This is a genomic window from Micromonospora sp. NPDC047644 (assembly GCF_040704315.1).
Taxonomy (GTDB): Bacteria; Actinomycetota; Actinomycetes; order Mycobacteriales; family Micromonosporaceae; genus Micromonospora.
Genome location: NZ_JBEYSY010000018.1, coordinates 94,982 through 120,262, shown reverse-complemented (window position 1 = coordinate 120,262; position 25,281 = coordinate 94,982). Strand labels below are relative to the sequence as shown.

22 protein-coding genes, 1 tRNA gene, 1 other RNA gene and 1 pseudogene are annotated in these 25,281 nt (G+C 70.6%); 14 read left to right on the top strand and 11 right to left on the bottom strand.

What is annotated here, in order from left to right:
• The first annotated feature begins 90 nt into the window (after positions 1–90).
• Positions 91–723 (top strand): DUF1349 domain-containing protein, encoded by a 633-nt coding sequence (locus AB0877_RS26935; RefSeq protein WP_366612341.1) that lies wholly within the window; start codon positions 91–93, stop codon positions 721–723.
• A 62-nt stretch (positions 724–785) separates the two neighbouring features.
• Here the strand turns inward: AB0877_RS26935 and AB0877_RS26930 are convergent, their stop codons facing one another.
• The 4 genes and pseudogenes from AB0877_RS26930 to AB0877_RS26915 all read right to left on the bottom strand — a co-directional run bounded on the left by AB0877_RS26930 (position 786) and on the right by AB0877_RS26915 (position 2,682).
• Positions 786–1,442, bottom strand: a complete 657-nt coding sequence (locus tag AB0877_RS26930; protein WP_366612339.1) for a dihydrofolate reductase family protein — start codon at positions 1,440–1,442, stop codon at positions 786–788.
• A gap of 57 nt (positions 1,443–1,499) precedes the next feature.
• Positions 1,500–2,084, bottom strand: a complete 585-nt coding sequence (locus tag AB0877_RS26925) for an AraC family transcriptional regulator (protein WP_366612337.1) — start codon at positions 2,082–2,084, stop codon at positions 1,500–1,502.
• Positions 2,085–2,215: 131 nt separating this feature from the next.
• Positions 2,216–2,452, bottom strand: a pseudogene (locus tag AB0877_RS26920) (Scr1 family TA system antitoxin-like transcriptional regulator); the annotation flags it as partial.
• 145 nt (positions 2,453–2,597) lie between these two features.
• Positions 2,598–2,682: transfer RNA gene (locus tag AB0877_RS26915), tRNA-Ser, on the bottom strand.
• An 82-nt stretch (positions 2,683–2,764) separates the two neighbouring features.
• On the opposite strand from AB0877_RS26915, the gene ffs reads away from it, so the two are divergent.
• Positions 2,765–2,854: signal recognition particle sRNA small type (gene ffs / locus AB0877_RS26910), an RNA gene on the top strand.
• 204 nt (positions 2,855–3,058) lie between these two features.
• Positions 3,059–6,082, top strand: coding sequence for a DNA polymerase III subunit gamma and tau (locus AB0877_RS26905; protein ID WP_366612335.1), 3,024 nt, complete (start codon positions 3,059–3,061; stop codon positions 6,080–6,082).
• Between the two features lie 53 nt (positions 6,083–6,135).
• Here the strand turns inward: AB0877_RS26905 and AB0877_RS26900 are convergent, their stop codons facing one another.
• Positions 6,136–6,813, bottom strand: coding sequence for a DUF998 domain-containing protein (locus AB0877_RS26900; protein WP_366612333.1), 678 nt, complete (start codon positions 6,811–6,813; stop codon positions 6,136–6,138).
• A 202-nt stretch (positions 6,814–7,015) separates the two neighbouring features.
• Here AB0877_RS26900 and AB0877_RS26895 point away from each other — a divergent pair, with 202 nt between their 5' ends.
• The 7 genes from AB0877_RS26895 to AB0877_RS26865 all read left to right on the top strand — a co-directional run bounded on the left by AB0877_RS26895 (position 7,016) and on the right by AB0877_RS26865 (position 14,072).
• Positions 7,016–7,324, top strand: a complete 309-nt coding sequence (locus AB0877_RS26895; RefSeq protein ID WP_007466279.1) for a YbaB/EbfC family nucleoid-associated protein — start codon at positions 7,016–7,018, stop codon at positions 7,322–7,324.
• Positions 7,325–7,332: 8 nt separating this feature from the next.
• Complete coding sequence (gene recR / locus AB0877_RS26890; RefSeq protein WP_210780747.1) at positions 7,333–7,926, top strand: recombination mediator RecR; 594 nt, start codon at positions 7,333–7,335, stop codon at positions 7,924–7,926.
• A gap of 313 nt (positions 7,927–8,239) precedes the next feature.
• Entirely contained in the window at positions 8,240–9,901 is a 1,662-nt protein-coding gene (locus tag AB0877_RS26885; RefSeq protein WP_366612331.1) for an ABC transporter substrate-binding protein, read from the top strand.
• 85 nt (positions 9,902–9,986) lie between these two features.
• The gene (locus AB0877_RS26880; RefSeq protein WP_366612330.1) at positions 9,987–10,991 is read left to right on the top strand and encodes an ABC transporter permease; all 1,005 of its coding nucleotides are present in this window, start codon (positions 9,987–9,989) and stop codon (positions 10,989–10,991) included.
• Positions 10,988–11,950: an ABC transporter permease gene (locus AB0877_RS26875; RefSeq protein WP_366612328.1), complete on the top strand. Its 963-nt coding sequence runs from the start codon at positions 10,988–10,990 to the stop codon at positions 11,948–11,950. Before AB0877_RS26880 ends, AB0877_RS26875 begins: the two co-directional genes overlap by 4 nt.
• An 8-nt stretch (positions 11,951–11,958) precedes the next feature.
• Positions 11,959–12,972 (top strand): ABC transporter ATP-binding protein, encoded by a 1,014-nt coding sequence (locus AB0877_RS26870; protein ID WP_366612326.1) that lies wholly within the window; start codon positions 11,959–11,961, stop codon positions 12,970–12,972.
• A complete protein-coding gene (locus AB0877_RS26865) occupies positions 12,969–14,072 on the top strand; it encodes an oligopeptide/dipeptide ABC transporter ATP-binding protein (protein WP_366612324.1) in 1,104 nt (367 codons plus the stop codon). Before AB0877_RS26870 ends, AB0877_RS26865 begins: the two co-directional genes overlap by 4 nt.
• A 24-nt stretch (positions 14,073–14,096) precedes the next feature.
• On the opposite strand, the gene AB0877_RS26860 is transcribed toward AB0877_RS26865, so the two are convergent.
• Positions 14,097–14,465, bottom strand: a complete 369-nt coding sequence (locus AB0877_RS26860; protein ID WP_366612323.1) for a hypothetical protein — start codon at positions 14,463–14,465, stop codon at positions 14,097–14,099.
• A gap of 14 nt (positions 14,466–14,479) precedes the next feature.
• Positions 14,480–15,118, bottom strand: coding sequence for an HNH endonuclease family protein (locus tag AB0877_RS26855; RefSeq protein WP_366612321.1), 639 nt, complete (start codon positions 15,116–15,118; stop codon positions 14,480–14,482).
• 107 nt (positions 15,119–15,225) lie between these two features.
• On the opposite strand from AB0877_RS26855, the gene AB0877_RS26850 reads away from it, so the two are divergent.
• A complete protein-coding gene (locus tag AB0877_RS26850; RefSeq protein ID WP_366612320.1) occupies positions 15,226–16,719 on the top strand; it encodes an MFS transporter in 1,494 nt (497 codons plus the stop codon).
• 29 nt (positions 16,720–16,748) lie between these two features.
• Here the strand turns inward: AB0877_RS26850 and leuA are convergent, their stop codons facing one another.
• Both leuA and AB0877_RS26840 read right to left on the bottom strand, forming a co-directional pair.
• Entirely contained in the window at positions 16,749–18,500 is a 1,752-nt protein-coding gene (leuA, locus tag AB0877_RS26845) for a 2-isopropylmalate synthase (RefSeq protein ID WP_366612318.1), read from the bottom strand.
• Between the two features lie 236 nt (positions 18,501–18,736).
• Entirely contained in the window at positions 18,737–20,008 is a 1,272-nt protein-coding gene (locus AB0877_RS26840) for an MFS transporter (RefSeq protein WP_366612316.1), read from the bottom strand.
• Positions 20,009–20,085: 77 nt separating this feature from the next.
• Between AB0877_RS26840 and AB0877_RS26835 the strand changes: the two genes are divergently transcribed.
• A complete protein-coding gene (locus tag AB0877_RS26835; RefSeq protein WP_366612314.1) occupies positions 20,086–21,072 on the top strand; it encodes a DUF5937 family protein in 987 nt (328 codons plus the stop codon).
• Positions 21,073–21,085: 13 nt separating this feature from the next.
• Here AB0877_RS26835 and AB0877_RS26830 read toward each other — a convergent pair whose 3' ends face one another.
• Both AB0877_RS26830 and AB0877_RS26825 read right to left on the bottom strand, forming a co-directional pair.
• Positions 21,086–21,616 (bottom strand): nitroreductase family protein, encoded by a 531-nt coding sequence (locus AB0877_RS26830; protein WP_366612313.1) that lies wholly within the window; start codon positions 21,614–21,616, stop codon positions 21,086–21,088.
• A gap of 84 nt (positions 21,617–21,700) precedes the next feature.
• Positions 21,701–22,525: a hypothetical protein gene (locus AB0877_RS26825; protein ID WP_366612312.1), complete on the bottom strand. Its 825-nt coding sequence runs from the start codon at positions 22,523–22,525 to the stop codon at positions 21,701–21,703.
• Between the two features lie 259 nt (positions 22,526–22,784).
• Between AB0877_RS26825 and AB0877_RS26820 the strand changes: the two genes are divergently transcribed.
• Together AB0877_RS26820 and AB0877_RS26815 are read left to right on the top strand one after the other, a co-directional pair.
• Entirely contained in the window at positions 22,785–24,050 is a 1,266-nt protein-coding gene (locus AB0877_RS26820) for an aspartate kinase (protein ID WP_366612311.1), read from the top strand.
• Positions 24,051–24,055: 5 nt separating this feature from the next.
• Positions 24,056–25,117: an aspartate-semialdehyde dehydrogenase gene (locus AB0877_RS26815; protein WP_366612310.1), complete on the top strand. Its 1,062-nt coding sequence runs from the start codon at positions 24,056–24,058 to the stop codon at positions 25,115–25,117.
• The last annotated feature ends 164 nt before the right edge of the window (positions 25,118–25,281 follow it).

Sequence of the window (25,281 nt, the reverse complement as noted above, 5' to 3'; positions counted from 1 at the left end):
CGACGGATTCCGGGCCAACCCGTCGGTCCCCGGACCGTACCCGGCCGGCGGGGGCAGTTTGCCCGCCGGGACCCGTTGTACGGTCCTGTCATGGCTGACCAGTTGAGCGTCCCCGGTATGCCGTCTCCGCTCGTGTCATCGCCCGACGGGCTCTGGCGGGTGGACGAGGTGGCCGGTGCTGTGACGGTGTCGGCACAGCCACGCACCGACATCTTCATCGACCCGAGCGGCGGCGCGGGTCAGGACGCCGCGCAGCCCGCCCTCAACGCGGCGACGCTGCTCGCTGACCTGCCTCCGGAGGGGGACTTCCAGTTCAGTGCCCGCGTCACGGTGGCTTTCGCCGCGACCTTCGACGCCGGGGTGCTCCTGATCTGGCGGGACGAACGGTGCTGGGGCAAGTTGTGCTTCGAGTTCTCACCCGAGGCCGAGCCGATGATCGTGTCGGTCATCTGCCGGGGTGTCGCCGACGATGCGAACGCCTTCGTCGTGGCCGGCCGGTCGGTGTGGCTGCGGGTCTCGCGAATCGGTCGGGTCTACGCCTACCACGCCTCGCTCGATGGCAGGATCTGGCAGTTGATCCGGGTGTTCAGCTTCGACGGTGACACGGCCCGCGACCGGATCGGCTTCGCCGGTCAGTCACCGACCGGCGAGGGGTGCGACGTGACCTTCGACAACATCAGCTTCCGACCGGAACGCCTGGCCGACCTCCGCGACGGCTCCTGAGGTCCGGGTCGCGTGTCCACAGCCTGTGGATAGAACATGTGTACGACGGCTGGAGGTCCGCGTCAGTCGAGGACTGGTGTCGATCGACCGCTCTGCACGGTGTACGCGCCCGCAGGGATCACGCCACGGTTCGTGGGAGTCAGCGTCAGCGAGACGACGCCACCGGGCAGCACGCGCGCGCTCTCCTCGGAGGCGAATGTCGCGGGCGTCGTTCCCTCGGGAAACAGGCGTTTTCCGGTGCCGACCACGACGGGGTACTGAAGTAGCCGGTAGATGTCGACAAGCCCGGCCTGGTGCAGCTCCTGTACGAGTTTCCAACTGCCGTGGACCTGGAGCTCTTTGCCGGGGAGCGCTTTGAGTCGGCGCACGTTGTCGACGACGTCGGTGCGGAGGACCGTGGTCGGGCTCCAGTCGGCCTCCCCGTCGGTCAGCGTCCTGCTGGCGACGTACTTCGGCAGCGTGTTCAGCTTGGCCGCGATCAGGTTGCCAGGCGCGGTGACCTTGGGCCAGTACCCGCCGAGCAGGCCGTAGCTCGTGCGGCCGAAGAGGAAGGCGTTCGCCTCCCGAAACCAGCCCTCAACGACCTGGTTGGTGTGCACAGATGCGTGCGGGACGAGCCAGCCGCCGCGGTCGAAGCCGCCCGAGCGGTCCTCGTCGGGGGCTCCCGGTCCTTGCATGATCCCGTCGAGGCTGACGAAGACGTTGACGCTGAGCAGCACAGTTCTCCTCCGGATTCCGGTTCTGGGGCAGCCGCCGGGGCGGCCGGAGAACGGACGTTAGCTGCCTGGCCACGGGCCGGTCTTGTACAGGAACGACATCGACGCGCCGTCGACCGCCCGTAGCCCTCCCGCGGTGCGCCCGACGTAGCGCCGCAGAGAGTGGGCCAGGTGCGCCTGGTCGAAGTACCCCATCGTCTCGACGACAGTGCTCCAGCCGAGCCCGTCGCGAAGCATCGTGGCCGCGGCGTTCACGCGGTCGATCTGCGTCACGGCAGTGCGCGAGAGGCCGGTTATCGCGCGGTACTGCCGTTGAAGCGTTCGATCGGACGGCTGGTCCGCGGGGTGCCCGGCGAAGCACTTCAGGCGTGACCGCACCAGCAGACCCGCGTCCCGCAGCCGCCGGACGAACTGCTCGACGTTCTCGTACATCGGCGCTTCCCAGTCCTCGCCGCCGAGGACTATCCGACCCGAGTCCGTCACCGGGAAGGGCACGTACCCGTCGACGATCGAGGCTGCGGGGTACGGCCGAAGAACCGTGCCGAGCGTGAGCCGGATGCCGAAGAACTCGGCGTCCGGCGGGACCGGTGCCGTGGTCGCCCTGGTCTCCGGCCCGCGCAGGTTGACGAGTAGCTGCCCCTGCATCCGCGTGAATATCAGTTGGCAGCACGTGCGCGCCGCCGATGTCATCGTGTCTTCCGCGTCGCTGCGGGTACGCCACACACGATCGGCCATGTCCGTGTCTGTCTCGGTGTCACGATGCGCGAATCGCAAGCTCAAGGCCTCTCCACCCAGCTCCGTGACTCCGCCACCTCCGTGAAGAGATCGACCGACTGCCGGTGGGACAGCGCCTCCCCGCCCACGTTCTCCCATGCCGCCATCATGGCCGCGATGTCGTCGGGGTCGCTAGCGACTTGTCCCTGGAGTTGGTTGTCCAGATAGCCGGCGACCCGGTGGTCGTCGCTGTGCGCGGTGGCGAACGGCCCGTTCAGGCCGGCGTACGCCGCGACGGTTTGGGCGTAGGCGTCTCGGGCCGCGTCGTCGACGGACCTCCGGTAGACCGGCCGGCACAGGGCACCTGAGACGGCAGCGACCGTAGAGACGACTCAGGGCCGGTCCCGTTGGGGCCGGCCCTGTCGTTGGTGCTGCTCAGGCGAGCGGAGGATACGAGATTCGAACTCGTGAGGGTGTAAACCCAACACGCTTTCCAAGCGTGCGCCCTAGGCCTCTAGGCGAATCCTCCGCGAGCCAGGATACAGGCCCGTCCCGGCCGGGCCACCCCACCACCCCCTGAAGATCGACAGGCGGTCGGGTAGGCTGGGCGTCACCTCCCGTGCGGCGGTATCTCGTGAACCTCCCCAGGGCCGGAAGGCAGCAAGGATAAGCGAGCTCTGCCGGGTGCACGGGAGGCCTTTTTGTCTGTGGGCCGGTTGATCCACTCGGCATCCCTGATGTCGCGGTGTCCCGGCCATGCGGACACCGCGGTTTCCAGGAAGCCGAGTCGATCAAGCCCTGGTGGCCCGGTCGATCAAGGCTGAAGGCCCAGGCGCCCCGGGGTGGTGGGTGGTCACCCGCGCCCGACCGGCGCAGAATGGCTCGGTCGAGAGGAGGCGGGACGAGTGACGCTGGCGCTCTACCGCAAGTACCGGCCGCGTACCTTCGCTGAGGTCATCGGTCAGGAGCACGTGACCGAGCCGCTGTCGCAGGCGCTGCGCAGCGGACGGCTCAACCACGCCTACCTCTTCTCCGGCCCCCGTGGCTGCGGCAAGACCACCAGCGCCCGGATCATGGCCCGCTCGCTCAACTGTGAGCAGGGCCCCACGCCCGAGCCGTGCGGCAAGTGTGACTCCTGCCGCTCGCTGGCGGCCGACGGCGCCGGGTCGATCGACGTGATCGAGATCGACGCGGCCAGCCACGGCGGTGTCGACGACGCCCGTGAGCTGCGCGAGCGCGCCTTCTTCGCGCCGGCCAACAGCCGCTTCAAGATCTACATCATCGACGAGGCGCACATGGTCTCGACCCAGGGCTTCAACGCCCTGCTCAAACTGGTCGAGGAGCCCCCGGAGTACGTCAAGTTCATCTTCGCCACCACCGAGCCGGAGAAGGTCCTCGGCACCATCCGGTCGCGGACCCACCACTACCCGTTCCGGCTGTTTCCGCCGAAGGTGGTCCGCCCGTACCTGGAACAGCTCACCCAGGCCGAGGGCGTCGCCGTCGAGCCGGCGGTCTTTCCGCTGGTGGTCCGCGCCGGTGGCGGCAGCATGCGGGACAGCCTCTCCGTGCTCGACCAGCTCATCGCCGGCGCGGGCGCGGAAGGGGTCAGCTACGCCCGGGCCGTCGCGCTGCTCGGGGTCACCGACTCGGCGCTGATCGACGAGATGTGCGACGCGCTGGCCGCCGGTGACGGCGCGGCCGCGTACGCCACCGTCGACCGGGTCGCCGAGGCCGGGCACGACATGCGCCGGTTCGCCTCCGACCTGCTGGAACGGCTGCGCGACCTGATCGTGATCCAGCAGGTGCCGGATGCCGCCGCGAAGGGTCTGATCGACGGCCCGGCCGACCAGATCGAGCGGATGGCGGCCCAGGCCTCGCAGCTCGGCTCGGCCACCCTCTCCCGCTGCGCGGACATCGTGCACAACGGCCTGGTCGAGATGCGCGGCACCACAGCGCCCCGCCTGCTGCTGGAGCTGATCTGCGCCCGGATGCTGCTGCCCGGCGCGGACGACTCCACCGGCGGCCTGCTCCAGCGCCTGGAGCGGATGGAACGCCGGCTCACCCTGGGCGACGCGCCAGCGGCCGCGCCAACCAACAACCCAGGGGTACGCCCACAGCCAGCCACCCCGGTCCCGGCTGCCGCCACCCCGGCACCCGCGAACGCCCCCACCTCGGCACCGCCGTGGGACGTCGACCCGACGGCGTCCCCGGCCCAGGGCGCTCCCGCCCCGGCGGCCCCGGTCACCGAGGCACCCGCCCCGACCTCCGGCGCACCGGCCTCGTACGTCTCGACGGCCGACTCGCCGATCCCGGCGTCCCCCGGCGCGTCAGCCGGTCCGGCAACCGCTGACCAGGCCGTACCCGTCCCGCCCGCCGGCCCGGCCCCGCGTCGCGTGGTGCCACCGTCGGCGGTGCTCCCCGACCCGGCCACGCCCGCGCCGCCCCGACCCGGAGCGCCGGCCGCCGCGCTGGACGCGGTAGCGGTCCGTCGCGTCTGGCCCGACGTGGTCGGCAAGGTCAACCGGACCAACAAGCGGATCGCCGCCCTGATGCGCGACGCGGTGGTCCGCGAACTCGACGGCGACATGCTGGTGCTGACGGTGAAGTCCACGGTGCTGGCCAAGATGATGGCCGACCACGCGGCCGTGCTCACCGACGCGCTCTACGAGGAGTTGGGCGGGCGCTGGCAGATCCGGTGTGAGGTGGCCGGTGAGCGCGGTGGCGTGTCGCTGTCCGGCTCGTCACGCGCACCGCAGACCGCCCCGCCCCGCCCCGCCGCGTCCCCGTCCGACGCGCCCGCCGCGACGAACCCGACTGCCGCAGGCCCGACGAGCGCTCCGCCAGCCGGACCGGGCTCGACTGCCGCACCCGGCTCGACTGCCGCACCCGGCTCGACTGCCGCGCCCGGCTCGACTGCCGCGCCCGGCTCGACTGCCGCACCTGGCTCGAACGCCGCACCTGGCTCGAACGCTGGGTCGGGCTCGGACGTATCGTCAGGCGCGAACTCCGCCGGGCCTGGAGGTGGGCGACCCAACGCCCCGACCGCCGCCGGTCCGACGAACGCCTCCTCGCCGACCGCCGAGTACCCGAGCGGCGCTGCCGGTTCGGCTTCGCGTGCCGGTGTCGGCGCGGGTTCCACCGGTCACGGTGCTGGTGGGCACGGTGCTGGTGGGCGGGGCGCAGCGCTGTCCGCCCCGGCGGCGGACGACGACGGCGACTGGCCGGAGGCGGCCCGCCCCGGCGGCGGCGGCCTCGCCGCCGAGGCTACGGATGACGAGGACTGGCCGGAGGCCGCCCGCCCCGGCGGTGCGTCGACTGGAAACGAGTCGAGCCCGCACTCCGCACCGGCGTCGACCGGCGCGAACGGCAGCACCGGGTACGGGAACGCCGGAAGCGGTGACGCTGGAATCGGCAGCGCCACCAACGGCAGCGGCACCAACGGCGGTGGCCCGAACGGCAGCGGCATCAACGGCGGTGGCCCGAACGGTGCCGGACCCGGTGGTTCGGGTGGGCCCGGGGTGGCGGCCGGGAGCGGTAACGCGGGTGGGCGGGGTAACCCGACGCCGGCGGCCCGGCAGCCGGCGACAGCCGGTGGCGCACCGGTGAGCAGCGCCATCGCCGCGGCTCGCGCGGCGGCGGCGGGGCGCGGTGCGCGTACCGGAGCGGCAGCCCGGCCCGTCGCGGACGCCGAATGGGCCGGCGAGCCGCCCTATGACCCGGACTTCGACGGCCCGGCGCGGGCCGGCGGCCGGCCGGGCGGCGCGGCACTGGCGGCGACCCCGGCCTTCGAGGGGTTCGACCCGGGCGACGAGCCGTTGGACGAGATCATTGACGAGAAGACCGCCCGGGAGTCCAGCGAGGAGCAGGCGGTACGCCTCCTCAGAGAGACCTTCGGCGCCGAGAAGATCAACGAGATCGACGCCCGCTAACCCCCGTGCCGTCGATCTTGCAGTTTCGGTCGTCATCTTGTGTGGAATGCCCCTTATGTTGGGACAGAAAGTGCAAGATCGCGTGGTTGGGGGGTGTGGGTTTCGGCTATCAGGACGCCCAGGGCGCAGGCCCAGAGGGGGAACGGGAGTACTGCTACTCGTTCCATGCCGCCCACTCCGAGCCCCAGGCCCTGTTGGGCGGCGAACAGTGTCGTTCCGGCCAGCGCGATGAGCCCGGCGGTGAGGGTGAGTCGTCGCCATGTGCCGAGCGTCGTGCTGCCTGGTGCGAAGCCGGCGAGGAGCAGGCCCATGTTGCCCATTCCCATGATCAGGACTGCGCCGAGGACGTGCGGGTTCTCGGCCACGTCGGCCGGGTAGAGGCCCACGAGGGCGTATCCGCCGGTGGCCAGCAGTAGGAGTGTCTGGGCCGTGCGCACCACCGGGCCGCGGCCGAGAACCCGCCAGGTCAGCAGGAGCCCGCCGGCGAGCAGGACGGCGGTGGCCAGTGTCGCGGTGTTCATCAGTGGGTGCCACGGCGAGCAGACGTAGCGGGGGCGGGTGGTGTCCCAGACGCCGCAGTGGGCGTTGCCGAGGTCGCTGATGTTGTGGATGGCCCAGCTGTAGGTCGGCTCCCGCCACCGTAGACCGGTGATCAGGCTGGCGACGAGGAAGACGGGCGCGGCCGCGAGCCAGCACAGTGCGCCGATCCGGCCGGTGCGGTTGAGGTTCATGCCTTGAGCAGACCAGTGCGACGGGTCTGGGCGCACTACCAGCAGATGGCCGGTTCGGGGTAGGGGTAGCCGTACCCCGAAGCCTCGGCGTGGGCGGACGCACCGGGCGGGGCGAGGTCGGTCCCAGCGGATAGGCTGAGCGGCGGTCGAGCAGACGAGTGCGAGAAGGAGCCATCCCGTGCGCCCAGGTGGACAGCCGAACATGCAGCAGATGCTGAAGCAGGCGCAGAAGATGCAGCAGCAGATCGCCGCCGCCCAGGCCGAGCTGGCCGAGGCCGAGCTGACCGGCACCGCCGGCGGCGGGCTGGTCACCGCGACGGTCTCCGGCTCCGGTGAGCTCAAGGCCATCAAGATCGACCCGAAGGCCGTCGACCCGGACGACGTGGAGACGCTGGAGGATCTGGTCGTCGCGGCCGTGCACAACGCCGCCGAGGCGGCCCGGGAGCTGACCGAGCGCAAGATGGGCCCGGTTGCCGGCGGCATGGGCGGCCTCGGCCTGCCCGGTTTCTGAGCCGGCAGATGTACGAAGGTGCCATCCAGGATCTGATCGACGAGCTGGGTCGGCTGCCGGGCGTGGGTCCGAAGAGCGCTCAGCGGATCGCGTTCCACGTCCTCTCGGCGGATCCGGCCGACGTCAACCGGCTGGCCGGCGCGCTGCGCAAGGTCAAGGAGCTGGTTCGCTTCTGCACCACCTGCTACAACGTGGCCGAGTCCGAGCAGTGCCGGATCTGCCGCGACCAGCGTCGCACCGAGGAGGTGCTGTGCGTGGTGGAGGAGCCCAAGGACGTGGTGGCCATCGAGCGGACGGGTGAGTTCCGCGGTCGCTACCACGTGCTGGGTGGGGCGATCAATCCGCTGGAGGGGATCGGCCCGGACAACCTGCGCATCCGGGAGTTGATGATCCGGCTCGGGGGTGGCGGGGTTCGGGAGTTGATCCTGGCCACGGATCCGAACACCGAGGGCGAGGCGACAGCCACCTACCTGGCGTTGATGGTGAAGCCGATGGGCATCTCGGTGACCCGGCTGGCCAGCGGGCTGCCGGTCGGCGGCGATCTGGAGTACGCCGACGAGATCACCCTCGGCCGGGCCTTCGAGGGGCGCCGCGCGGTCTGATCGCCTGACGTACGGCCGGTGGCCGGCACCCGTGTGGGTGCCGGCCACCGCTGCGTCTCTGCCCGGAAATGATCTGACACCTGTGCCCTCATCGGGGCTGTTCGACGTAACAGTTTGGCATCGCGGGTGCTGATTGATCGGTTTTTGCCGCTCTTTACCTAAGAATCGAATGTCAAGCGGCGGTTGAGGCACGATCCGATACCAACCGTCCACTCAGCGGTTTCCGGGTGGACGCATCGGGAGCTATGGTCACCGCCATCGGTGACCCCTGTCACCACGTTGTCCGTACCCCCAAGGACGAGGTGAAGCACACATGCGTGCACCCAGGCCGAAGGCCGCGATCGCGGCCATCGCGGTCGCGGCCCTCGCGGTAGCAGGCTGCGCCGAGAGCAACCGCGACGACAAATCCGGCGGTAGCAAGAAGGACACCCTCGTCTTCGGCGTCGCCGGAGACCCGAAGGTGCTCGACCCGAGCTTCGCCAGCGACGGTGAGTCGCTGCGCGTCGCGCGTCAGGTCTTCGAGACCCTGGTCCGACCGGAGGAGGGTGGCACCAAGGTCACCCCCGGCCTGGCCGAGTCCTGGACCCCGGACGCCGCCGGCACCACCTGGACCTTCAAGCTCCGCTCGGGCGTGAAGTTCCACGACGGCACCGACTTCAACGCCGAGGCCGTCTGCGCCAACTTCGACCGCTGGTACAACGCCAAGGGCCTCATGCAGAGCCCGGACGTGACCGCGTACTGGCAGGACGTCATGGGTGGCTTCGCCAAGAACGAGAACGCGGATCTCCCGCCGAGCCTCTTCAAGTCCTGCGCCGCCAAGGACGCCACCACTGTTGACCTGGCCTTCACCCGGGTCTCCAGCAAGATCCCGGCCGCGCTGATGCTCCCGTCGTTCTCCATCCACAGCCCGAAGGCGCTGCAGGAGTTCGACGCCAGCAACGTCGCCGGCACCGCCGAGGACATCAAGTACCCGTCGTACGCGACGGAGCACCCGACCGGCACCGGCCCATTCAAGTTCAAGGCCTGGGACGTCGCGAACAAGACGCTGACCCTGGAGCGCAACGAGGACTACGCGGGCGCCAAGGCCAAGCTGAAGACCCTCATCTTCAAGACGATCTCGGACGAGAACGCCCGCAAGCAGGCGCTGCGCTCCGGTGACATCCAGGGCTACGACCTGGTCGGCCCGGCCGACGTCGAGCCGCTGAAGTCCGAGGGCTTCAACATGCTCACCCGCCCGGCGTTCAACGTGCTCTACCTGGCGATCAACCAGAAGGGCAACCCGAAGCTCGCCGACATCCGCGTCCGGCAGGCCATCGCGTACGCCCTGAACCGTCAGCAGCTGGTCACCTCCAAGCTGCCGCCGGGTGCCAAGGTCGCCGACAACTTCATGCCGGACACCGTCGAGGGCTGGAACGGTGAGGTCACCAAGTACACCTACGACCCGGCCAAGGCGAAGGCGCTGCTGGCCGAGGCCGGCGCGTCGAACCTGACGCTGAAGTTCCACTACCCGACCGAGGTCACCCGGCCGTACATGCCGAACCCGAAGGACATCTTCGAGTTGCTCTCGGCGGACCTGAAGGCCGTTGGCATCACCGTCGAGGCGATCCCGCTGAAGTGGAGCCCGGACTACCTGAACGCCACCACCTCGGGTAGCAAGCACGACATCCACTTCCTGGGCTGGACCGGTGACTACGGCGACGCCTACAACTTCATCGGTACCTTCTTCGACCGGCCGAAGGACGAGTGGGGCTTCAACAACAAGGCCCTGTTCGACCAGTTCAAGGACGCGGACACCACCGCCGACATCGCGGCCCGGACCGAGAAGTACAAGGCCCTGAACAAGTCCATCATGGACTTCCTGCCCGGTGTGCCGATCTCGCACTCGCCGCCGGCGATCGTGTTCGGCAAGGACGTGACCGGCGTCAAGGCGAGCCCGCTCACCGACGAGCGGTTCTCCACCGCCGAGTTCAAGTAAGTCCTGATCTGACGCAGCAAGGAACGCGGGCGGGCGCTGTCGCACAGCGCCCGCCCGCAACCCTCCGCACCCCTTCGAGGCCGCCGTGTTCCGGTTCATCGTCAGGCGCCTGCTTCAGCTGATACCCACGCTGTTCGGGCTCTCCCTCCTGCTCTTCATCTGGCTCCGCCGACTTCCCGGCGGCCCCGAGACCGCCATCCTCGGCGAGCGCGGCACCCCCGAGATGCGGGCCGCGATCCGCCGCAACATGGGGCTCGACGAGCCCATCCTGGTGCAGTACGGCCGTTTCGTACGGCGGATGATCAAGCTCGACCTGGGCACCTCGACCTCCACCAAGCGGGCGGTCACCACGGAGTTCATCGAGCGCTTCCCCGGCACCGTCGAACTGACCATCACCGCGATGATCATCGCGATCGGCGTCGGCATCCCCCTGGGCTACCTGGCCGCCCGCCGTCGCGGCCGTTTCCTGGACCACGCGTCCGTGGGCGGCTCGCTGATCGGCATCTGCATCCCGGTCTTCTTCCTGGGCTACGTGCTCAAGGCGATCTTCTCGGAGAACCTGCACTGGTTCCCGTCCAGCGGCCGGCAGGACCCGACCCTCGGGGCGACCCGGGTCACCAACTTCTTCGTCCTCGACGGGTTGATGACCCGTGAGTGGGACGCCGCCGCCGACGCCCTCTGGCATCTGGTGCTACCGGCCATCGCGCTGGCGAGCATCCCGCTGGCGATCATCGTCCGGATCACCCGGGCGAGCGTGCTGGAGGTGCTCAACGAGGACTTCGTACGCACCGCCGAGGCGAAGGGCCTGACCCAGCAGACGGTCCGTCGCCGGCACGTGCTGCGCAACGCGATGCTGCCGGTGGCCACCTCGATCGGTCTGCTCGCTGGCGGCCTGCTCTCCGGCGCCGTGCTGACCGAGACCGTCTTCGCCTTCAGTGGCATCGGAGCGTTCGTCGCCGAGGCCATCGGCCAACGCGACTATCCGGTGCTGATGGGCTTCATCCTGATCATCGCGGTGGTGTACGTGCTGGTGAACCTCCTGGTCGATCTCTCCTACAGCTTCATCGACCCGAGGGTGAGGGTGCGATGACACTCAGCCCGGGCAAGAAGCGCGAAAAGATCGACCGGCTCTCCGAACTGGCCGCCCGTGACGACGAGCGGGGCGTCAGTCTCTGGCAGGAGGCGTTCCGACGACTGCGCAGCAACCCTGCCGCCATCGTCGGCGCGGTCATCCTGGCGATCTTCGTACTGGTCGCGGTGGTCGGCCCGTTCCTCGTGCCGTACGCGGCGACGGACACGATCGGCATCCGGGAGGGGCTGATCAAGCCGGGTGTCATCCCCGGCCCGAACGGCGACCACTGGTTCGGCTACGACCACCAGGGCCGGGACGAGTTCAGCCGGATGATCGTGGGCGCCCGCCAGACCCTGCTGGTCGGCGTGGTCTCCACCCTGATCGGTCTGGCGGTCGGCGCGCTGATCGGTGGCATCTCCGGTGCCGCAGCCGGCCTCGGTGGCCGGTGGGGGCGGTGGATCGACACCACCCTGATGCGCTTCATCGACATGCTGCTGGCGATGCCGAGCCTGCTGCTGGCGGTGAGCATCGCCGCCCTGCTCGGGGCCAGCCTGACCACCGTCATGATCGCGGTCGGCGTGGTCTCGGTGCCGGTGTTCGCCCGGCTGCTGCGCGGCTCGATGATCTCCCAGGCCAACAGCGACTACGTGCTGGCGGCGACCTCGCTCGGCGTCAAGAAGTCCAAGATCGCCCTGACCCACGTGGTGCCCAACTCGCTCGCCCCGGTGATCGTGCAGGCCACGTTGACCCTGGCCACCGCGATCATCGAGGCCGCTGCGCTCTCCTTCCTCGGCCTCGGCAACCCGGACACCGCCGTACCGGAGTGGGGGGTCATGCTCGCCGACGCGCAGCAGTACCTCGGCATCCGGCCGTCACTGGCGATCTACCCGGCCGTCGCGATCATCATCACCGCGCTCGGCTTCACCCTGCTGGGTGAGGCGATGCGTGAGGCCCTCGACCCGAAGCTGCGGAAGTAGGCCCAGTAATGGCACTGCTCGAAGTTGAAGACCTCTCCGTCACGTTCGCCCGCCGCGGCCAGCGGACCGTGCACGCCGTCGACGGGGTGTCCTTCTCGGTCGACGCCGGTGAGGTCGTCGGTCTGGTCGGTGAGTCCGGCTGCGGCAAGAGCGTCACCTCGCTCGCGATCATGGGCCTGTTGCCCAAGCAGCCCGGCCTGCGGGTCGGCGGCAAGGCCGTCTTCGACGGCACCGACCTGCTTCAGCTCGACGACCGGTCGCGGCGGGACATCCGCGGCCGGGACGTCGCGATGATCTTCCAGGACCCGCTCTCCTCGTTGAACCCGGTGATCCCGATCGGGTTGCAGGTGACCGAGGTGCTCACCCGGCACCGGGGGATGAAGGGCGAGACCGCGGCGAAGGAGGCGGCGGCGTTGCTGGACCGGGTCGGCATCCCCGACCCGAAGCGGCGGCTCAAGGAGTACCCGCACCAGCTCTCCGGTGGGATGCGCCAGCGGGCGCTCATCGCGATGGCGGTGGCCTGCCAGCCTCGGCTGCTGATCGCCGACGAGCCGACCACCGCGCTGGACGTCACCATCCAGGCCCAGATCCTGGAACTGCTCAAGGAGCTGGTCCGGGACTCCGGCACCGCGCTGCTGATGATCACGCACGATCTGGGCGTGGTGGCCGGCATGTGCGACACCGTCAACGTGCTCTACGGCGGCCGGGTGGTGGAGACGGCCCGCCGTCGTCCGCTGTTCCGTCAGCCGCGTCACCCGTACACGGTGGGTCTGCTCGGCTCGGTGCCGCGCCTGGACGCCGGGCGGGGCGAGAAGCTCAACCCGATTCCCGGTTCGGTCCGCGACCTGCTGCCCTGGCCGGACGGATGCGCCTTCGCCCCGCGCTGCGCCCGCCGCATCGACGAGTGTGTGGGTGAACCACCGGAGCTGGTGCACGCGCACGACGGACGGAGCTACCGGTGCGTCAACCCGGAGCCGCTGCCGGGCACGGTGCCCGCCCCGCGCGAGGAGGAAACAGCGTGAGCGAGAATGACGTCCTCGTCGAGGTGCGCGACCTGAAGGTGCACTTCCCGATCAAGCGGGGGGTGCTCTTCGACCGGGTGGTCGGCCAGGTGAAGGCCGTCGACGGGGTCGACCTGAGCATCGCGCGCGGCAAGACGTACGGCCTGGTGGGTGAGTCGGGCTGCGGCAAGTCCACGTTGGGCCGGGCGCTGCTCCAGCTCACCCCGCCGACCGCCGGTGAGGTCAGCTTCGACGGCGTCGAGCTGACCACGCTGCCGTCGGGCAAGCTGCGCAGTATGCGTCGCCGGATGCAGATGATCTTCCAGGACCCGATGTCCAGCCTCGACCCTCGGCAGAACGTCGAGTCGATCCTGACCGAGGGCCTCCAGACCCACGGGATCGGCACCGACCGCACCGACCGTCGACGGATCATCGGCGAGACCCTGGACGCGGTCGGGCTGCCGCGCTGGGCGCTCTCCCGCTACCCGCACGAGTTCTCCGGCGGGCAGCGGCAGCGCATCGGCATCGCCCGCGCACTGGTGCTCGGGCCGGAGCTGATCGTCGCCGACGAGCCGGTCTCGGCGCTCGACGTGTCGATCCAGGCCCAGGTGGTCAACCTGCTGGACGAACTCCAGGACAGCCTGGGGCTCACCTACCTGGTGATCGCGCACGACCTCGCCGTGGTCCGGCACATCTCCGACACGGTCGGCGTGATGTATCTGGGCGCGCTGGTGGAGGAGGCGCCGAGCGACCGGCTCTACACCGAGCCGCTGCACCCGTACACCCGGGCGCTGATGTCGGCGGTGCCGGTGCCGGACCCGGACGTGGAGGATCGCCGGGAGCGCATCCTGCTCGCCGGTGACCTGCCGTCGCCGGCCAACCCGCCGTCGGGCTGCCGCTTCCACACCCGCTGCCCGTGGGCGCAGCCCACCCGCTGCGCCGACGAGCGACCGGTGCTGCGGGACATCGGCGGCAGCCGGGTGGCCTGCCACTTCGCGGAGCAGATCGCCAGCGGCGAACTGCGCCCGCACGGGGTCAGCGCGCAGATCGTCCGACCCGAGGGCGAGGGGGACGCGCCGGGCGTGGTCTCCGCGCCCACCGAGCCCGGCTCGTACGTCTGAGACTGGACGCGGTGCCGGCGTCCGTCAGCCCTCGGGGCGGTTCAGCAGCCCCACCGCGACGCCGTGCACCGCGTCCAGCCCGGCCGGGTCGGCCAGCGTGACCGACGTGCCGGTCACCGCGTACCACTCGTCCGCGTCCTTGTACTGCACCCGCAGGGTGACCTTGCCGTCCGCGTACTCGGTGCGCAGCGTCAGGTCACCGGTGACGACGCCGACCTCGTCGGTCATCACGCCGCCGGGGCCGGGCACGATGTCGGTGGTGCGGTTCTGCGGGCCGGCAGCCCCGCTCGAGTCCGCGACCATGCCGGCACCCGGCACGGCGGCGGGAGTCTCGGCGGCACCGTCCGCGGTCATACCGGCGGCCGACGGGCCGCTCTCCCCGGCGGCGGTCACGAATCGCTCCCCACTCAACAGCCCTCCAACATGTCGGTCAGGGCGGACTTCTCGGCGCTGGTCACCGTCAGCTTCCAGTAGTGCTTGACCGTCACCCAGTCCTGGGCGTACTTACACCAGTAAGACCGGTTTGCCGGTTTCCACTGCGACGGGTCCTGGTCACCCTTTGCCCGGTTGGACGAGGCGGAAACCGCGAAAAGCTGCGGACGGGTGGTGTCGTTGGCGAAATCGCCGCGCTTGGCGTTGTCCCACTCGTCGGCACCCGAGCGCCACGCGTTGGCCAACGGCACCATGTGGTCGATGTCCACGTCGGAGGGATCCGAGAAGCTGCGACCGTCGTACACGCTCTCCCAGCGCCCACCGACCACGTTGCAACCGGAGAGCTTCACGTCCTTGCCGTCGCGCTGGAGGATGCTGTCCCGGATATCGCAGTTCTTGCCGGTGTCCCGCCAGTGCGGGAAACGCTCCCGGCTGTAGCCCTTCATCGAGCCGGCGGTAGCGACGGTGAGCTGACTCAACTGCTCAGCGGCGTTGCCGCCGTCGCTCGACGGCGGCGTGGTCGGTTCATCCGGTGGGACGCAACCACCCACGCCGAGCGCCAGCGCCGCGGTGAGCACGGCCACCGCCGCTCGCGGTCCTGATCTGGTACGCACAGACGACACCTCTCCAGCTTGGGGGCTCCCGGCGATTGCGCACAGTACCCGGGAACGGTTTCGGCGTTTCGTGGCGTCTCCCACATGATGCAAGGCAGATTGGTGGGATGACCGCACCCGTACCGGCGACCGCCCTCCGGATGGGCACGACCGCCGGCCGGGGCACGCTGCTCGCCGCCGTACTCGCCTCTGGAATGGTCTTCCTCGACAGCACCGTCGTCAACGTGGCACTGCCGAAACTCGGGCAGGACCTTGGCGCGAACGTTGCCGATCTCCAATGGACCATCAACGGCTACCTGCTGATGCTGGCGGCGTTCGTGCTGCTCGGCGGCGCGCTGGGCGACCGCTTCGGCCGGCGACGCATCTTCCTCATCGGCGTGGTCTGGTTCACCGCCGCCTCCGTGCTCTGCGGGCTGGCGCAGGACACCGGCATGCTGATCGCTGCCCGGTTCCTCCAGGGCGCCGGTGGCGCGCTGCTCACGCCCGGGTCGCTGTCGGTGCTCCAGGCGAGCTTCCATCCCGACGACCGGGGCCGGGCGATCGGTGCGTGGGCCGGGCTGTCCGGGGTCTCCACCGCGCTGGGGCCGTTCATCGGAGGCTGGCTGATCGACGCGCTCTCCTGGCGCTGGATCTTCTTCCTCAACCTGCCGATCGCCGTGCTCGTGGTGCTGGCCGCCCTGCGCTGGGTGCCGGAGAGCCGGGACGAGAGCGCCTCCCGCACCGAGGGGCCGAATCGGACCCGACGGCGGTTCGACGTCGCCGGAGCCCTGCTCGGAGCGCTCGCGCTCGCCGGCGTCACCTACGCCCTGATCGACGCGCCGGCCCGCGGGTTCGACTCCGCCGAGGTGCTGATCGCCGCCCTGGTCGGGGTGCTCTCCGCAGTGGCCTTCGTCCTGCTGGAACGGCGGCGTGGCGACGCCGCGATGCTGCCCACCGGGCTGTTCGGCAGCCGACTCTTCTCGGTGCTGAACATCTTCACCGTCGTCGTCTACGCGGCGCTCGGCGGCTTCACCTTCTTCTTCGCCGTCTACCTGCAGAACGTGGTCGGCTGGTCGGCCTTCCGCACCGGCATCGCGTTGCTGCCGATGACCCTGCTGCTGCTGGTCGGCTCCGCGCGCGCCGGCGCGCTGTCCGCCCGGATCGGCCCACGGCTGCCGCTGGCCGTGGGCCCGGTGGTCGCCGCGGTCGGCTTGCTGCTGCTGCGCGGCGTCGGGCCGGGCGCGTCGTACTGGCGGGACGTGCTGCCCGGGGTGCTGCTCTTCGGCATCGGGCTGACCCTGGTGGTGGCACCGCTCACCGCGTCGGTGCTGGCCGCCGTGCAGGACCGGTTCTCCGGGGTGGCCAGCGGGTTCAACAACGCCGCGTCGCGCGCCGGCGGCCTGCTCGCGGTGGCGGCGCTGCCGCTGCTGGTCGGGCTCTCCGGCGGCGGGTACGAGCAGAAGGCCGAGCTGACCGACGCGTTCCGGGGCGCGATGGAGTGGTGCGCGGGGCTGCTCGTGGCCGGCGCGTTGCTGGCCCTCGTGCTGGTCCACCGGCCGCCCCGGAAGGCCCCGCCGTCCCAGCCCTGCCACTCACTGCCCGCCGCGACACCCCCGAAGTAGGAAGCCACCTCGGGGGTGTCGCGCCCAGGTCAGCGGCGGGCGCGGTTGACGGCGCTGGTGACCGCCTTGATCGACGCGGTGACGATGTTGGCGTCGGTGCCGACACCCCAGACCGTCCGGCCGTCCACCTCACACTCCACGTACGCGGCGGCCTGCGCGTCCCCACCGGAGGAGAGCGCGTGCTCGTGGTAGTCGAGCACCCGTACGCCCACCCCGACCGACTGGAGCGCGTTGACGTACGCGTCGATCGGGCCGTTGCCGACCGCGGCGAGCGAGCGCTGCTCGCCGCCCACGCCGACCTGGGCCTCGATCTCGACCTTGCCGTCCACCGTGCCGATCGTGTAGCCGGCCAGCCGGACCGCCGGGTCGGGCTGGTGGTCGAGCAGGTAGTGCGTCGCGAAGATCTCCCACATGGCGGCCGGGTCGACCTCGCCGCCATCGTGGTCGGTGACCTGCTGCACCACCCCGGAGAACTCGATCTGGAGCCGGCGCGGCAGGTCCAGTTGGTGCTCGCTCTTCATGATGTACGCGACGCCGCCCTTGCCGGACTGCGAGTTGACCCGGATGACCGCCTCGTAGGTGCGGCCCAGGTCCTTCGGGTCGATCGGCAGGTACGGCACCGCCCAGGTGTGCTCGTCCACCGGCACCCCGGCCGCCTTCGCGTCGGCGGCGAGGGCGTCGAAGCCCTTCTTGATCGCGTCCTGGTGGGAACCGGAGAAGGCGGTGTAGACCAGGTCGCCCGCGTACGGGTGGCGCTCGTGCACCGGCAGTTGGTTGCAGTATTCGACCGCGCGCCGGATCTCGTCGATGTTCGAGAAGTCGATCATCGGGTCGATGCCCTGGGAGAAGATGTTGAGCCCCAGGGTCACCAGGTCGACGTTGCCGGTGCGCTCACCGTTGCCGAACAGGCAGCCCTCGATGCGGTCCGCGCCGGCCAGCAGGCCCAGCTCGGCGGCGGCCACACCGGTACCCCGGTCGTTGTGCGGGTGCAGGCTCAACACCACGCTGTCCCGGCGCGGCAGGTGCCGGTGCATCCACTCGATCGAGTCGGCGTACACGTTGGGGGTGGCCATCTCGACGGTGGCCGGCAGGTTGATGATCAGCGGCCGGTCCGGGGTCGGGTCGATCACGTCGATCACCCGGGAGCAGACCTCCAGCGCGTACTCCAGCTCGGTGCCCGTGTACGACTCCGGCGAGTACTCGTAGAAGATCTCCGTGTCCGGGGTGTGGATCTCGGCGTACTTCTGGCAGAGCCGCGCCCCGGTGGTGGCGATGTCGGCGATGCCGTCCTTGTCCAGGCCGAAGACCACCCGCCGCTGGAGGGTGGAGGTCGAGTTGTAGAAGTGCACGATGGCCCGCTTCGCGCCCCGCAGCGACTCGAACGTCCGGTCGATCAGGTGCTCCCGGCACTGCGTGAGCACCTGGATGGTGACGTCGTCCGGGATCATGTCGTCTTCGATGAGCTGCCGGACGAAGTCGAAGTCGGTCTGGCTGGCCGACGGGAAACCGACCTCGATCTCCTTGTAGCCCATCTGGACCAGCAGCTGGAACATCCGGCGCTTGCGCTCGGGCGACATCGGGTCGATCAGTGCCTGGTTGCCGTCGCGGAGATCTACGGCGCACCAGCGGGGGGCGGCCTCGACCGTGCGGGTGGGCCAGGTGCGGTCCGGTAGTTCGACCCGGAACTGCTCCCCGTACGGCTGGTAGCGGTGGTACGGCATCCGGCTCGGGCGTTGCCGGGCGATCGGATCGGTTTCAGCGTCGGTGACAGGTTGAGCCATCTCAGAGTGCTCCCTGGAACATGTGGCGTCAGCAGATCGGAAGGTGTCGGCGAGATGCCGGGCGACGGTGCGCGGCGGTGCCGAGAAGAAGATCGGATGTGCTGGACGGCGCGATGCGACTCCGCGACGAGGTGCCGGCCGTCAGGCCTCGTCGCGGCGGCTAAGGAGGAGCAGCGCCTGCCACATGACCAGGTCACTCTACGTGATGGGGCGAAGGGTGCAAGGGTTGGTCCGGACTATGGGATCGATGTCATCGTCGGCTCCGGGGCCTGGGAACCCAGCCTCGGCGTTCGTTCGGTCCAGGCCACGGCGGGCACGATCGCCGCTGCGACCAGCACGAAGATCGCTGCCGTCGGTAACCAACCCCACCCGCCAATGGTCACCCCGAGCGCGGTCAGCCCGGCCGGCGCGATCAGGTACTGCACCTGCACGCCGAGTTCGAGCGCTCCCACGTACGCGCCGCGCTGGTCGGGTGGCGGCAGGGTGGCGGTGAGCCCCCAGGTGCCCGCCGACTCGATCAGCTCGGCCAGGATCAGCAGCAACGCGGCGGCCACCAGCACCACGATGGTGAGCCAGCCCCGGGTGAACCCGGAGATCGGCAGGACCAGGCAGAACAGGGCGATCAGCAGTCCACCCCGACGGGAGGCCCGGGCCGCGCCCGCCGCGGTGTCCGCGCCCCGGCTGACCCGCACCTGGAGCAGCACGATCAGGACCGTGTTGAGCAGGACCAGAGCGGCGATCACCGTCTTCGGGGCGTCGGTGCGGGTGAGGATCCACAGCGGCAGCACCGTCAGGTAGAGCACCCCGTGCGCGGTGAGCAGCCCGGACAGCAGGGACACCGCCATGAACGGCCGGTCCCGGAGCACGGCGAGCCGACCCACCGGCTCCGCCGGCCTGGCCACCTGCGGCAGCCGGGGCAGTCGGCGCACGAAGAGAGCCGTCACGAAGAAGACCGTCGAGATGAACCAGACCATCGCGCGGTACGCCTCGATCGTGTCCACCGCCAGCACCAGGCCGCTGATCACCGCGCCGAGCCCGAAGCCGACGTTCAACGACGAGCGCTGGTACGCCATCGCCGTGACCCGTTCGGCCGGCGGGAGCGCGTTGATCGAGTAGACCTGCCGGGCCACGCCGACAGCGGCGTCCACGGCGGCCAGCGCCACCACCACGGCGAGGAACCCCGCGAAGCCACCCACGAAGGGGTACGTCGCGAACAGCGCCGCGTTCAGCACCGACCCCACCACCCAGACCCGCTGCGGTCCGTACCGGTCGGTGAGCCCGCCCAGCGACACGGTGCCCAGCAGCGTCACCCCCGCCGCGACGGAGAGCCCCAACCCCACCTGGGCGGCGCTGAGCCCGAGCGCCCGGGTGAAGAAGACGGCGCTGCCGGCGTGGAACAGGCCGCTGCCGACGGCGTAGACCATGGCCTGCACGGCCAGGGCGCGGGTCAGCCCGGCCGGCGGTACGACGTCTCGAACGGCGGTGCGGATGCTTTCTCTGGCCCCCATGATCGGGGAGTGAATCGGGTCCCCATGACCTCGGTCGAATCTTTTAGGCTGGACCGAATCCTGCTCCTGGGGGGCGTGTGTCCGAGTTGCGGTTCAGCCTGGCCGACGTGGCGGGAGTGCGGCTCGCCGTGTCACCGGCCAACGAGACGGTCATGAGCATGTGGGCGCTGGCCAACCCGGTCCGCTACGCGGTGCACCTGCCCTGGATCGACCGGGCCCGAGTGACGTTGCGCCGTCCCGAGGTGGCCGACCGGGTCCGGCCCCTGGTGGGGTTGGTCGTGCCGGGTCGCTGGCTGCCCGACTTCCTCACCCCTGCGGCCCGACCGAACGTGGAGCTGGCCGAGCAGCTCGACCAGATCGCCGCGACGCCGCCGACCGTGGTGGTCCAGGACCTGCTGGCGACCACCTGGCAGAAACCGCTGAGCCCGTTCGGGCAGGCTCTGCTGGCCGACCCCGGCGGGCTGCTGCCGCAGGTCGTCGACGCGGTGCGGGTCTGGCACGACGAGGCGATCGCCCCGGACTGGCCGCGGATGCGGGCGCTGCTCGACGCCGACGTGGCGTATCGGGCCGCCCAGCTCGCCGAGAGCGGCGCGGGCCGGTTCTTCGAGCAGCTCCACCCGAGTCTGCGCTGGCACGGCGATCGGGTGATCAGCGACGACACGTTCGAGCGGGACTTCGACCTGCGCGGTCGTGGGCTGGCGCTGAACCCGACGGTGTTCACCGAGCAGCACGTGCTGTGGAACCTGCTCGAGGATTCGCTGCCGGCCGGCGCGTACCCGGTCCGTGCGGTCGGGACGCTCTGGGAGACGAACGCGTCGCCACCCGGCGACCCACTGGCGCGGGTGATCGGGCCGGGCCGGACCACGCTGCTGAACCTGCTCGAGACGGCGCTGACCACCACCGACCTGGCCCGGCTCACCGGGATGTCCGCCGGAAACGTCTCCCAGCACCTGGCCGCCCTGCACGGCGCCGGCCTGGTGTCCCGGTCCCGTGATGGCCGGCACGTGCGCTATCGCAACACCGATGTCGCGGCGGTTCTCCTCCGGGCCAGCCGCGGCGGGTGAGCCCGGTGCCCGATCAACGCAGCAGCAGCTCGGCGACCGGGCGGCGACGCCGCAGGCCGGTCTCCCGGGCGTGCAGCTCGGCCGGGAGGTCGAACGGGTTGCCGAGTCGTCCGACGGCGGCGACCACCAACGGGCGGACGCCGCCGGGCAGGTCGAGTTCGGTGGCGAGGCCGACCCGGTCGAACCGGGTGAGTTGGTGTACGTGCAGGCCGAGCGCCGTGGCCTGCACCGTCAGGTGGGCGATCGCCTGCCCCAGGTCGTACGCCGCCTGCTCGGCGTCCAGGCCGGTGTGAGCGCCGACCACCAGGGTCGCGGCGTGCCGGATCCAGATCTGGTCGTCGACCGGGAGGCTGATCAGGATCCGCTTCCAGGTCTCGTCGTCGCGGTGGCCGAGGGCGAACCGCCAGGGCTGCCCGTTCTCCGCCGACGGGGCCCAGCGCGCCGCCTCGAGCAGCGAGGCGGACTCCTCCGGGGTCAGCTCGGCGCCCGGGTCGAAGGCTCGTGGACTCCAGCGGTAGGCGAGCAGCGGGGTGAGGTCGGCCATACATCGAATCGTCCTGTATGGGTGATTCGCCCGTCAGGATGGGGTGGCTGAATGTGGGCAAGAGCACCCGTAACGGGACGAAGATCAGGGCGTTCCCGCGCCCGAACTCTCGGACGGGTCCGGGCTCTCCGACGGGTCCGGGCTCTCGGACGGGTCCGGGGTCGGTGGCGCGGCGGTGTCGAGCGGCTCGCGGTCGATCACCACCGGGCCGGCCAGCTGCACGGTGGCCGGTGCCGGGCCGGGTGCGGCGGCCAGCCTCAACGTCCCGGCTGTGGTCTGGGCGCCGGTGGGCGTGCCGTCCTGGTCGTAGCAGTAGATGCCCACATCCAGCGGGGCGTTCAACGACGCCGAGGTGGAATCCACCGAGTAGCAGGTGCCGGTGAGGCCGTCGGGGATTTTGGCCGGGGCGACGGCCAGGGGCGCGCGTCGGTCGGTGAGCACGTCCAGCCAGTCGGTGAGCAGGTGCTGCACCCGAGGGTCCGACCGGCGGGGAACCGCGTCGTCGCGATCACCCAGGCGTACGCAACTCGCCGACTCGGTCCGACCGGCCGACGGTAGGGCGCACTGGAACAACCCGTCGGCCGTGCTGGCCATCGAGACGTCGGCGGTGCCGCCCAGGGCGCCGCCCGGCACGTCCACCCGCCAGCTGCCGTCGTTCGCGCTGGTGAAGACGATGGTGCGATCCGATTGACCCGGCTGGCTGTAGACGTACTGGGCCACCAGGTGACGGTCCTGAGCCGCCGCGGCCAGCGCGGCCAGCTCGTCCCGTGCGGCCTCCACCTCGACCGGCTCCGGGTCGGCTGGCGGCGGGATCGGAGGCTGCTCGCTGGTGCAGGCGACCAGGAGGGCTGGCAGGGCGAGGACGAGCGGCCCGATCACGCGGCCGGCCGAGCGGATGAGGACGGGCACCGGCCCATTCTGGTGGGTGCGGACGGTCGGCGGGCGCCGGCGCGTACCTGGCCCGTCCCGGCGTGTCGGGGAGGGCGTCCCGGCGTACCCATCCGACCTGGTGGGACCGCCCCGGCCGGTCCCGGCCGGGCCGGATGGTGGGATCACCTGACCCGGCTTCGTTATCCGCCGGATACCCTCATGAGGTCTGACACGCGCCGCCGGCCCCGGTTCCGGCGGCGTCGGCACGCTCAGGGTCGCTGGGAGGGAGTGCACCGTCGTGGCACTCGTGGTGCAGAAGTACGGCGGGTCCTCCGTCGCCAACGCCGAGCGGATCAAGCGGGTGGCCGAGCGCATCGTCGCCGCCCGCAAGGCCGGCGACGACGTGGTGGTGGTGGTCTCCGCGATGGGTGACACCACCGACGAGCTGCTCGACCTGGCCAACCAGGTCAGCCCGCTGCCGCCGGGCCGCGAGCTGGACATGCTGCTCACCGCCGGGGAGCGGATCTCCATGGCCCTGCTGGCCATGGCCATCCACAACCTGGGGTACGAAGCCCGCTCGTTCACCGGTTCGCAGGCCGGCGTGATCACCACCTCGGTGCACGGCCGCGCCCGGATCATCGACGTCACCCCCGGGCGGCTCAAGGGAGCGCTCGACGAGGGCTCGGTGGTCATCGTGGCCGGCTTCCAGGGCGTCTCGCAGGACACCAAGGACGTCACCACGCTGGGCCGCGGTGGTTCGGACACCACCGCCGTGGCGCTCGCCGCCGCCCTGCACGCCGATGTCTGCGAGATCTACACCGACGTGGACGGCATCTTCACCGCCGATCCGCGGATCGTGCCCAACGCCCGCCACATCCAGCAGATCACCTACGAGGAGATGCTGGAGCTGGCCGCGTGCGGCGCGAAGGTGCTGCACCTGCGTAGCGTGGAGTACGCCCGGCGGGCGGGGTTGCCGATCCACGTCCGTTCGTCATACTCGACCAACACCGGCACGATGGTCACCGGATCGATGGAGGACCTTTCCGTGGAGCAGGCACTGATCACCGGGGTCGCGCACGACCGCAGCGAGGCCAAGATCACCATCGTCGGGGTGCCCGACGAGCCGGGCGCCGCCGCGCGGATCTTCGACACCGTCGCCGGCGCCGAGATCAACCTCGACATGATCGTGCAGAACGTCTCCACCGAGGGCACCGGCCGGACGGACATCTCGTTCACCCTGCCCAAGGCCGACGGCCCCACCGCGATGGCCGCGCTCAGCAAGATCCAGGAGCCGGTCAAGTTCAAGGGCCTGCTCTACGACGACCACGTCGGCAAGGTCTCGCTGATCGGCGCGGGCATGCGCTCGCACCCCGGGGTGGCGGCCGGCTTCTTCGCCGCCCTCGGCGCGGCCGGGGTCAACATCGAGATGATCTCCACCTCCGAGATCCGGGTCTCCGTGGTCTGCCGGGACACCGACCTCGACGCCGCCGTCCGCGCCATCCACGACGCGTTCGAGCTGGGCGGCGACACCGAAGCCGTGGTCTACGCGGGGACGGGTAGGTAGCGCCGATGACGGCGCTGCCCACCCTCGCCGTGGTCGGAGCGACAGGTGCCGTCGGCACGGTGATGTGTGAGCTGCTCACCGGGCGACGCAACGTGTGGGGCGAGATCCGACTGCTCGCCTCCGAACGCTCGGTCGGTCGCCGGGTGCGCTGCCGGGGCGAGGAACTCGTCGTCCAGGCGCTGACCCCCGAGGCGTTCGACGGGGTCCAGGTGGCCATGTTCGACGTGCCCGACGAGGTCTCCGCCGAGTGGGCGCCGATCGCCGTCTCCAGGGGCGCGATCGCTGTCGATAACTCCGGCGCGTTCCGGATGGATCGCGACGTCCCGCTGGTCGTTCCGGAGATCAACCCCGAGCAGGTCCGCAACCGGCCCCGGGGCATCATCGCCAACGCCAACTGCACCACCCTCGCGATGATCGTCGCAGTCGCGCCGCTGCACCGCGAGTACGGCCTGCGCGAGCTGGTGCTCGCCTCCTACCAGGCGGTTTCCGGCGCCGGCAAGTCCGGCGTCGACATCCTGCACGACCAGCTCAGCAAGGTCGCCGGCGATCGGGCGCTCGGCTCGCGCACCGGCGACGTACGCCAGGCGGTCGGCGACGACCTGGGCCCGTTCCCGGCACCCATGGCGCTCAACGTGGTCCCGTGGGCCGGCTCCCCGGCGGACAGCGGCTGGTCGTCGGAAGAGATGAAGATCCGCAACGAGTCACGGAAGATCCTCGGTCTCCCCGACCTCAAGGTCTCCGCCACCTGCGTACGGGTGCCGGTGGTCACCGCCCACTCGGTAGCGGTGCACGCGGTCTTCGCCACCGAGGTCGACGCCGAGGGCGCCCGCGAGGCACTGCGCAACGCACCCGGGGTGATCCTGGTCGACGACCCGGCGGCCGGCGAGTTCCCGATGCCGATCGACGCCGTCGGCACCGACCCGTCCTGGGTCGGCCGGATCCGCCGCGCTCTGGACGACCCCCGCGCCCTCGACTTCTTCGTCACCGGCGACAACCTCCGCAAGGGCGCGGCCCTCAACACGGCCCAGATCGCCGAACTCCTGGCCAAAGAACTCCGCACCCCCTAACCCGTTCTCCGCTGGCCTCCTGCGCCGCCCCTGATCTCCCTGCCGCTGCGGTCTGCCCCCTGCCGCGGTCCCGCCCCGGCCCTGGCTCGCTGCCCCTGCCCTTGCCCTTGCCGGGGTCTGCCCTGGCCCCTGGCTTCCTGCCGGTTTCCCTGCCCTGGCCCTCG